Genomic DNA, 9,502 nt, shown 5'->3' with positions numbered 1-9,502 from the left:
TATTCTCTTAGATTGTCGCGCGGGCAGGATGCCAGTTTCATGCTTATTGTCGCGCGGGCAGGATGCCCACTCTACTTCTATGGATTTGAAGACTGAGGCAACAGGATCTCTTGTGCTTGTTTTATGAGCGACTGCATCAAGAAAGAATCAAATCTTATTACTACTCCCTACTCCCTACTCCCTACTCCCTACTCCCTCCAAGCGCAAAAAATGCATATTTCCCCCTTCATCCCCTGCGACAATGGTTACATCATCCGGTGCAACGGCACAACAGTTGATCGCACTTTCTCCAGTAAACGTAGCAATAACTTCCCTAGTCTCGAAATCCCACACTTGGAGTGTTTTATCGGAAGATGCAGAAATCACTAGCTTACCGTTGGATGTTACTTTGATCCGATTTATGGAGTCGGTATGACCTGTAAAAGTAAATATTTCCTCTCGCTTTTCCAAATCCCAAATTTTGATGGTCTTATCCTTTGATCCAGAAACGACGTACTTACCATCAGGGGTTACGGATAGAGTATTGATTGAATCCCCATGACCTTTAAGGGTGAAACATTCCTTTCTAGTTTCTAGATTCCAAATTTTGATAGTTTTATCCTTGGAGCCAGAAACCAAATACTTACCATCTGGGGTGACAGCTAAACTAGTTATCTCCAGGTTATGACCTTTGAGGACAAAACGTAATTTTTTGGTTTCGAGATGCCACACTTTAATAGTGCTGTTAGTTGAACCAGAAATTACATGGTTACCATCTGGCGTGATTGATAGAGTTGTTGCGGAATCATTAAATATGAAGGTGATTAGAGAATACAATAGTTTATCCAATAAATATAATGTTAATGCAAAGAATGGTAATGCAATTGACAAAATTTCAATCCAATATTCAAATAAAAATTGAATATATAAAAAGAAAGATATAATACTTGATAGGTAAATAATAGATATTAATAAAATTGAATAATTATAGCAATATTGAGAGAGTGATAGTAAATTACAAATTCTCTTTATTGTACTGTAATTCCAGACAGTCAAAAAGTGATAAGATGAGGCAATAAAATTATTTATACAAATTAGCAAATTATTGGGCGCAATCGCTACTCCAATAATTTGCTTACTTACCATAATTTTATTTATTTCAAAGTCTTGTATTTTATCTATTAAATCCGAATATTTGCTATATATTGATAAGTTTAATTTTTGTTTAAAAAGTTGGTCATAAAAATGTTTAGGTATATTATTTATAGGTAGAATAACATGCCTAATATGTGTAAAAATATCTTTGATTATTTTTATTATAAAGAGCATCAAAGACCATGCTAATAAATAATTAACTATTATCATTATTAGATAAACCCTAGAATTCAATACTGTTATTAATAGTTTTGAAGTCCATAAATAAAAGAAAAACATATATTTGGTTAGATTATTTTTTATTATTAAAACTAGATTATTTTGATAGTTTTGAGTACTATCAAAACTATAATTTATGTTTTTTTTGCCTAAACCTAAACTAAAAATTTTTATGAAATTATCTTGTAAACCAAAAATTACTTGCTTACCATCGGTAGTAATGGTTACATCATTTACTGAAGTTTTGTTTTCTATTAATTCAACATGTTTTTCTTGTGATTCTAAATTCCAGACCTTGACTGTTTTATCTTTTGAAGCAGAAATAATCTTCTTACCATCTCGTGTTACTTTAATATCATAGATTGAGTAATCATGACCAATAAAACTCAAAATTTCTTTTCCAGACTCTCTATCCCAAACTTTAATAGTATTATCGAAGGAAGCAGAAATTACCTGTTTACCGTCAGGTGTAACAGCAAGAGCACTAATAGGATTGTTATGACCTTCAAGGATGAAAGCTTTTGTTCGCATTTCTAAATTCCAGATTATAATAATATTTTTGCCCTTATGACCAGAACCAGAAATTAGCCACTTACCGTTCAGAGTAACTGCAATTGCATATACTGCCTCCGATTGTGTAAATAAAACAGGATAACCAGCGTATCTTTTATCTCCATGTATATTCCTGAAAAGCATTTCCCCATTTGTTAAATCCCAAACCTTGATAGTCCCGTTGTCTGACCCAGAAATTACACGATTGCCAGAGGTGATCGCAACAGTTCTCACTATGTCTCTATGACCTTTTAGGGTTAACTCTTCTTGCCCAGTTTCCAAATCCCAGACTTTCATAGACTTTTTGGTTGCAATTGATGCCGAAACCACTTTTTTGCCATCAGGAGTAACCGCTACAGCAACTACAGGGAGACTATGACCGTTAAATCTCTGTATTTCTTTTCCTGTTGCTAAATTCCACACTCTAACCGTGTTATCAGATGCACCAGAAATTACCCTGGTTCCATCGGGAGTAACTGCTACAGCATTTACAGAGGCACTATGACCTGTTAATGTTCTAATTTCTGCACCTGTATTCAAATTCCAGACTTTAACGGTGTGGTCAGATGAACCAGAAATTACCATGGTGTCATCTGGTGTGACAGCAACGGCATTTACGGAATCACCATGACCTATTAGGGTAGATAGTAAGCGTCCAGTAGGGGGAGTTAACGTAGCTCTCAAGCTACGCAAACAAGTCGTTTCGGTTTGGGGTATCTGTTGTAATAATCGTTGAATTTCTGGGGTATCAAACTCTAGTAAACGCCCTGACAGTTGCCCTGCTAATTGGGTTGGGTCTTGAGTTAATATATGTGTTGATAGTCGCAACGCTCCCTGAATTAATTTCAGGGATGTTATCGTTTGCTTGCTGTAGTCTGGATGAGATAAGTCTATATCATCAATCAACTCATAATCTTCAATCAGTGCCTTGATGCCCAATTCATGATGATTAATTTTGGCTTCAATAAACTCATAATTACTTAAAATAAAAAATAGTATTTTAATTCGATTAGCTTTTAATAATTGACTTGGAATTTTGCTCAATAAAAGGGCTTTTTCTTCTGATGTTATTTCAGCTAACCTGCTGCAAATATTAATCATCACCAAACAGTACCCCTATCATCTTATCGGCAACTTCAACACTAATATCTGGTAAATTCACCCCCGCCGCTTCCACAATATCCTGACGATGCAAAAAATCTCGAAAACTTTCGTGATAAAATCGATAACGTGGTGGTCGATAGCTTTCTTGCTTTTGTAAAAATTGTGCCCATCCATCAAGCACTTCCTGCACGGTTAATTCATCCTGCTCAGAATACTTAGCAATTACTTGACGGGAAACAGCATCACCTAACTCACACATCACATAAACAATTTTGATTTTATCCCTGGGTAAAGGCTTGGTTGTCATCCCCATCAGTTGCCAATGGTTTTCATAATAGCCTTGTAATCCTACGGGTAATTCATTCAACGGTTTATCATTATAAAACCCATCAGCTATGGCTGGCAACACACAGCGCAAATACATAAAGTTATTTTCGCTTTTTACAGCAATTTCTTCTACAAACTCTTGATTAGAGAGGGAACGTTGCTTTTTAATCCACTGACTCAATCCCGGTTTATAGTCTGAATGATTCAGCAATTGCCAAATATACTCCTTTACATCTCGATGGCTTTGTTGAGAGTTTTCCCTTAAATCCAATTCTTTGCTTGGTGTAGCGGGGGATAACTGCAGCCTTTTCTGATTCTGATTATAGGGTCTTCTGGTCAGGATAAAATAAATACCGTCTGGCAAAATAGTCGGTAAATATAAAAGATTGCCAGCTCCCTCTTGGTCAACTTCATCCAAAGCATCCACAACAATCACTAACCGTTCACCGGCAGATAATTTTTCCCTAACCTTAGCCAACAACGCTGATAAATCGGCATCTTGAGCATCTGGTAACTGGTAACGAGTGATCAATTGTTGACGAATTTTCCTTAGAAACAATTCTGGACGATTCATGCCCTCAGCACGACTATTAAAAAAGCAAATTGCGTCTGGATTGTCTAATACATACTTAGCAGCAATGGCGCTTTTACCCATCCCAGCATCACCAATAATAGTAAAGTAGCCATGAGTAGTGTTGCTGAAGAAGGCTTCAATAGCCTTAAAGACAAACTCACGTCCGCAAAATAAGTGAGTTTTGTCTTGAATAAATTGTTTAAATTCTGGTGGTAACTGGTGTTGAGGCTCCCAGTCTTTTTTGTCAACGATATCAGTTGGTTTAATCTTTAGAACATTGCAAATATTTCTAACTGCCCATCTTTCCACTCCATGGGGACAATCTTTAGTACCAAGCAAGCGTTTAACGGTATCGACAGAGACACGGGCTTGTTGTGCTAGTTTCTCTTGAGTTAGTCTAGCGTCTTTGTAAGCTTGTTTGAGTCTGGCTTTACCTTGCTGACTCGATCGCACTTTGTCAGATTCACGCATTTTGATTTTAGGGAGTCGGGAGTCGGGAGTCGGGAGTCGGGAGTCGGGAGTCGGGAGTCGGGAGTCGGTAAGCAAGCATTCAGCGGTCAGCGGTCAGCGGTCAGCCGTTAGCTTTGTGGCACAGGCTTCGACGTTGTGACTTTACGCTTACCTGTTTTCTTCAAAAGTTCCGTAGCTTGCCCATAGCCCATAAGCTGATAGCTGATAGCTGATAGCTGATAGCTGATAGCTGATAGCTGAATGCTTAATTAGGGCAGATAGGTTTTCTTGATTTACCTATTTGCCCTAATCTATTTTACAGCATTTTTCATAGCTATGAGGTATACAGGATTTTTCTATCTTCCCTTTTCTTTCTTCTCTGCTCTTTCCCCCCCTTATTAAGGGGGGTTAGGGGGGATCGCTGCTCCCTGCTCCCTAAAAGCCAGTAGGGCAAAGGGTAACATCAACTAAACCCATTTGCCCTTGGCGTAGATAGTTTCCTCTGAATAAGATACGAATATCAGCAGCAAACGATAGAAGATTGAGGAGACTAACAATGCCCTTTAATTTTTATAAGAAGCCACAAAATAACGATGACTACCGTAATATCAAAGAAGAAATCATCCGGGAATTATTACGACAAGTAAGACATAGTTACAACCTTGCTCTTGGTGTAACTGCGGCATCAGCGTTGATGACTTTATTTGGTGTCGGGCTTTTATATATTGACAAAGTGTCGGAAGCAAGCCTGACAGCATCGGGCGGAGTTTTGGGGACTATTACTAGCGTCCAATTTGCCAAGGATTCAAAGGAAGAGTTAAAGGAAATGAGGGAGAAATTGTTAGATGAAACCTAAGCATTCAGCCGTCAGCTATCAGCCGTCAGCCGTTGGCCACAAGCCTTTAGCTGTTTCCGTAGCGCATTAGCTGATAGCTGAATGCTTACCTGACATCAGTACAAAAAAACGTAATAGGGGAGGCGATAACAATCAATTTTAGTACTGAAAGCATCAAATCTGATTATTTTTACCTGTTCGCTGTTCCATACTTTGAGTTTGACCCGGTGGGTGGAATGGGCATCTTGCCCGTTTCCGTGGAATGGGCATCTTGCCCGTTTCCTACTAACCCTACTCAATTCACCAACTTAGAACATTCTCGTTGGGTTACTTTATGGCGATAGCGAAACATTTGCTCTAATTGCAGCGTTACTAACCAACCAAACATATCTTCGACTAACGCTCCTCCTGGTAAGGCAAATTCAATGGAATCAGTTAGCCTAGTTTTCTGATCTTCTCGAATAAATTGATGGCGATGAACCCAATAGTCAAAGGGTCCTTCTTGTTGTTGATCACTGAAGAGTCGGTATTGCTCATACTCGGTATGAACAGCAATCCACTCTAAGGTAATTAGACCAAGAAAAATCCGAAATTCCGAAACTGCTCCAATCCCTAAACCCCCCTCACGACGGATCACCTGGATTGGTTGCCAGGGTGGAGTGAGCAGATCGAGAATATCATCTCGCTCATGAAAGGTCCAAACTATCTCAACTGGTGCATTGATCACAGTAGAATAGTTAAAGTGCAGCATTAGATACCCAGTTATATCAAGTCAGGTTGAATACCCATAATTATAGGGAGGGTGGGAAGTGTGGGGAGATGGGGAGATGGGGAGATTTTTATTAAGGGTAATTATCCCAACATGATATTAGACATAAATCTAAAACGCTGGTTTGGAGACTATAGCCTGTCAACCTGTCAACCTGTCAACCTGTCAACCTGTCAACCTGTCAACCTGTCAACTGATCAACCTGTCAACCTTCAACTGATCAACCTGTCAACCTTCAACTTGTCAACCTGTCAAGCTGTGAACGCGATTGACCGTAGGTCACGCTACGCGATCGCAAACTTAGAGCTGGTAACGAGAGTCACTCCAACCATAAATTGGGTCTCTTGGCTGCTCTTTTTGCCGATTTTTTCTGATCTGAGTTGCTCTAATCAGGGTTTGCCTGACAATACTGACCAGATTATACCATGTTATTTCTTTATTTTTGAGTAATTCCCGGATTCCTTGCAGAGCCAGTTTAGCCGCTAGAGATTCGGTTTCTTCTTGTGGTCTGATCGGTGTACAGAGTCTGATCGGGTCTCGTTGCACGGCAGCAAAGGCTTGACGCACAGTAGTAGTAATCTGCTGCCTTAGTTTTTTGTTACCCTTTAACTGCTGCTGACGCCTCCCCTCTTCACAGGAAGCATACAGAGGTGGTAAACGATTGAGGGCATAGGTAGCCACTTCTACATGGTTTATATACTTAGCTAGCTTCGGGGAAAGTCGAGACTTTTGACGCTCTACTTCCTGAGCCACTAAGATTTCCATGACATTTTGATAGGTTATTGCTTGATGTAATCGATGTGCTTCCATGACTTAACCAGTTAGATATTGCAATAAATAAAAAGCCCTTGACGAGTGGCTTGATCAAAGATGGCCATGTGAAAGACATTTTGTTCTGCCTACGCAAGAACCAGCTAGCCAAATACCCTACTTGGGGTCACCGTTTCTTAGTAACCAATTTTTTGAACTCCTGTTGGATTAGCTCTGAGCTTCTACTGCTGTAGTGAAGCACTTATAGATAGCTTTTATGTAAGCATTCAGCCGTCAGCTATCAGCTATCAGCTTTTAGCTATCAGCGTGTCGCGTATCAGCTTATGGGTTAGGTCCGATGCGTCGAAGCCTGTGCCACGCTACTTGAGGTGCTTTTGAATAAAACAGGTAACCATTTGTTTAATCTGAGTGAAATCACAGCGCTTGTGGCCTGTGCCAAAAAGCTGACGGCACCTCAAGCAGCGTAAGCCTTTGGCTGACCGCTGACCGCTGACCGCTGACCGCTGAACGCGCACGCGTGCGCGTAGCGCATATGCTTACGCTTTTATGTATCCTGTCAGGAACTCTCAACAATAGCTTTTTAGTATTTTTTTAGGTTTGAGCTTAACCCCACACCTAGCCAGGTGAGTCTGGTAACCACAATAATAACTGATCTTTTGCTTTCCGCCTATGATATCGATCACAGGCAAAAGCCACGGTTGCGTTCGCCATCCCAATGGTGAACCAGTCGCATTTTGTAGAAGAAATCTAGTACTAATTAGTAAGTACTGAGGGCTTGTTCAGAGTTTTTCCTTATTACTACAAATTACCTAGGATTGCTAAAGCGATAATCATGTGTTATAATTAGAGGGTTTGTTGATTTTTTTTTCGACGCTCGATAATCTTTTCAGATACTTCTAAATCGACCTGAACTTTTCTAATGGCTAGGTCTGCGGGTAATCCTCTAAGATACCAGCGGTATACCTTGGCTAAGGTAGAGTCATCAGCATCAGCCATAGCCGATGCGATCGCATTTTGAACAGAAGCAGGTACCATTTCCTTTAGGGTGGGTAATCGCTTGCTAGTAAACTCATCCCGACCACTTTTTAACTTAAGTAAATTTTTAAATTTAGCATTTTTTGCGTCCGCAATCAACTCAGAGATCTGGTTAGCAAGTTTTGGTACAGGTTGAACCTTGGGCAACTCAGAGAACTGGTCAGCAAGTTTTGGTAAAGAAGGTTGAACCTTGGGCAACCCAGTGGCTTTATTTCTTACAGCGCTAACCCCTTTGCGTTGATCCATAGCCTGATTCGCAGCGGCATCGGCTTCTGAATTCTGTGCTCGGGGAATCCACTCCAATTTAACAGAGTCAAACTGATTCAGAAGTGACTTAGCTTTTGTCCATAAGGGTCGTAAGTGGGGTGTTTTAACTCTCCAGGTACCTTTAAGCTGATTGATAACCAGTTGAGAATCTCCTTTTAGGACTACCTGCCCAGCACCGATTTCCAAGGCTTTCTCCAACCCAAGAATAGCTCCGTTATATTCGGCCTCATTGTTGGTAGCATGAGGGAAAAATTTACTAACGCTAATAGTTTGAGCTCCTGGTTGTTTAATAATAGCAGCAGCACCAGCTATTCCAGGATTCCCACGAGACCCCCCATCAAATAGGATCGTAAGCTTACTGTTAGTCTTCTTAGCTGTTAAGTTGACTGATTGGTTGTTCATCTAATATTCGTTCCTTCGCTTTTGCGTTCACGCAGCGGCTCCTACAGAGGATCGCAAAATACCTCTGAAGAAGGGAAGCATATATATATATATAAGGTAATAGACTCAACTAGCGTATGTGGGGTGTGGGGTGACCGGGTGTGGGGAGATGGGGAGATGGGGAGATGGGGAGATGGGGAGGTGGGGAGATGGGGAGATGGGGAGATGGGGAGATGGGGAGTCGGGAGCGGTGCGACCCGTGGCGAATTTAATTCGCCTACGGAAAGCGCACCGAGGGAGTCGGGAGTAGGAAAACATCCTGTGTAGCTCATAGGTATGAAAAACACTATAGGTGCATATCCTAAAAGCTGTTTGGCTCGGTGGGTGTAACGGGCATCTTGCCCGTTACTGTACCAACACTGGCTACCGATGAAATGAGGGCGAGCCCGTCCCTAAAGCACCACTAGCAACTGCTGCTCTATTCCCGATTGCCGATTGCCGATTGCCGATTGCCGATTGCCGATTGCCGATTGCCGATTCCCGACTCCCGACTCCCGACTCCCGACTCCCGACTCCCGACTCCCTTTTCATAGTTCATCCTTCATAGTTTCTTAAACCTTATGTGACATACTCCCACACGCTCATCGAAGATTACAGTGTGGGCTTCTTACCAACTCCAGCCATCACTATCGGCTTTCGCCGACGCGGGGCGCGTTCGGATACACGGGTTACTTTATTAACGACACGGGATGCCCCGACCCACCGGAACAATACAATAAGTTCTATTTTTTAGGCACGTAAGTGGCTGACTTGCCCAGCATTTAAGGCCGTAGGCCACGCTACGCGAACGGCTTTGTTTATCAGTACATATATTATAGCAATTTTATAATACCCTGTGCAAAATTCATCCCACACCTAATGCTACGCATTAGGTGTGGGATGAATTTTGCCGGACAGCTAAACAAGCTTTCAATTTTTCAGCCAAAACCCGGACATTGGGTTCTAGCATCATTGAGATATGATCACCAGGAATATGGTGAACTTCAATGCCAGAAGCTGCCATACCATCCCAACCATTAAGAGG

7 protein-coding genes are annotated in these 9,502 nt (G+C 41.2%); 2 read left to right on the top strand and 5 right to left on the bottom strand.

The window, feature by feature from the left end; all coding sequences use genetic code 11:
* Positions 1-174 precede the first annotated feature (174 nt).
* Positions 175-3,006 (bottom strand): WD40 repeat domain-containing protein, encoded by a 2,832-nt coding sequence (locus F6K38_RS29460; protein ID WP_287358631.1) that lies wholly within the window; start codon positions 3,004-3,006, stop codon positions 175-177.
* Positions 2,999-4,456, bottom strand: coding sequence for an AAA family ATPase (locus tag F6K38_RS29455; protein ID WP_287358628.1), 1,458 nt, complete (start codon positions 4,454-4,456; stop codon positions 2,999-3,001). The genes F6K38_RS29460 and F6K38_RS29455 overlap by 8 nt, the downstream gene beginning before the upstream one ends.
* 460 nt (positions 4,457-4,916) lie before the next feature.
* Here F6K38_RS29455 and F6K38_RS29450 point away from each other — a divergent pair, with 460 nt between their 5' ends.
* Positions 4,917-5,216, top strand: a complete 300-nt coding sequence (locus tag F6K38_RS29450) for a TRADD-N-associated membrane domain-containing protein (protein WP_287358625.1) — start codon at positions 4,917-4,919, stop codon at positions 5,214-5,216.
* Positions 5,217-5,490: 274 nt separating this feature from the next.
* Here the strand turns inward: F6K38_RS29450 and F6K38_RS29445 are convergent, their stop codons facing one another.
* The 3 genes from F6K38_RS29445 to F6K38_RS29435 form a co-directional block, all read right to left on the bottom strand.
* A complete protein-coding gene (locus F6K38_RS29445; protein WP_287358623.1) occupies positions 5,491-5,946 on the bottom strand; it encodes an SRPBCC family protein in 456 nt (151 codons plus the stop codon).
* Between the two features lie 318 nt (positions 5,947-6,264).
* Positions 6,265-6,774, bottom strand: coding sequence for a late competence development ComFB family protein (locus F6K38_RS29440; protein WP_008178239.1), 510 nt, complete (start codon positions 6,772-6,774; stop codon positions 6,265-6,267).
* An 804-nt stretch (positions 6,775-7,578) separates the two neighbouring features.
* A complete protein-coding gene (locus tag F6K38_RS29435) occupies positions 7,579-8,439 on the bottom strand; it encodes a ribonuclease HI family protein (protein ID WP_008178237.1) in 861 nt (286 codons plus the stop codon).
* A gap of 148 nt (positions 8,440-8,587) precedes the next feature.
* Between F6K38_RS29435 and F6K38_RS29430 the strand changes: the two genes are divergently transcribed.
* Positions 8,588-8,728, top strand: a complete 141-nt coding sequence (locus F6K38_RS29430; RefSeq protein ID WP_287254556.1) for a hypothetical protein — start codon at positions 8,588-8,590, stop codon at positions 8,726-8,728.
* Positions 8,729-9,502: the final 774 nt, after the last annotated feature.

This window comes from Moorena sp. SIO3B2, assembly GCF_010692525.1.
Classification (GTDB): domain Bacteria; phylum Cyanobacteriota; class Cyanobacteriia; order Cyanobacteriales; family Coleofasciculaceae; genus Moorena; species Moorena producens.
This window is presented reverse-complemented; position numbering and strand designations above follow the sequence as displayed.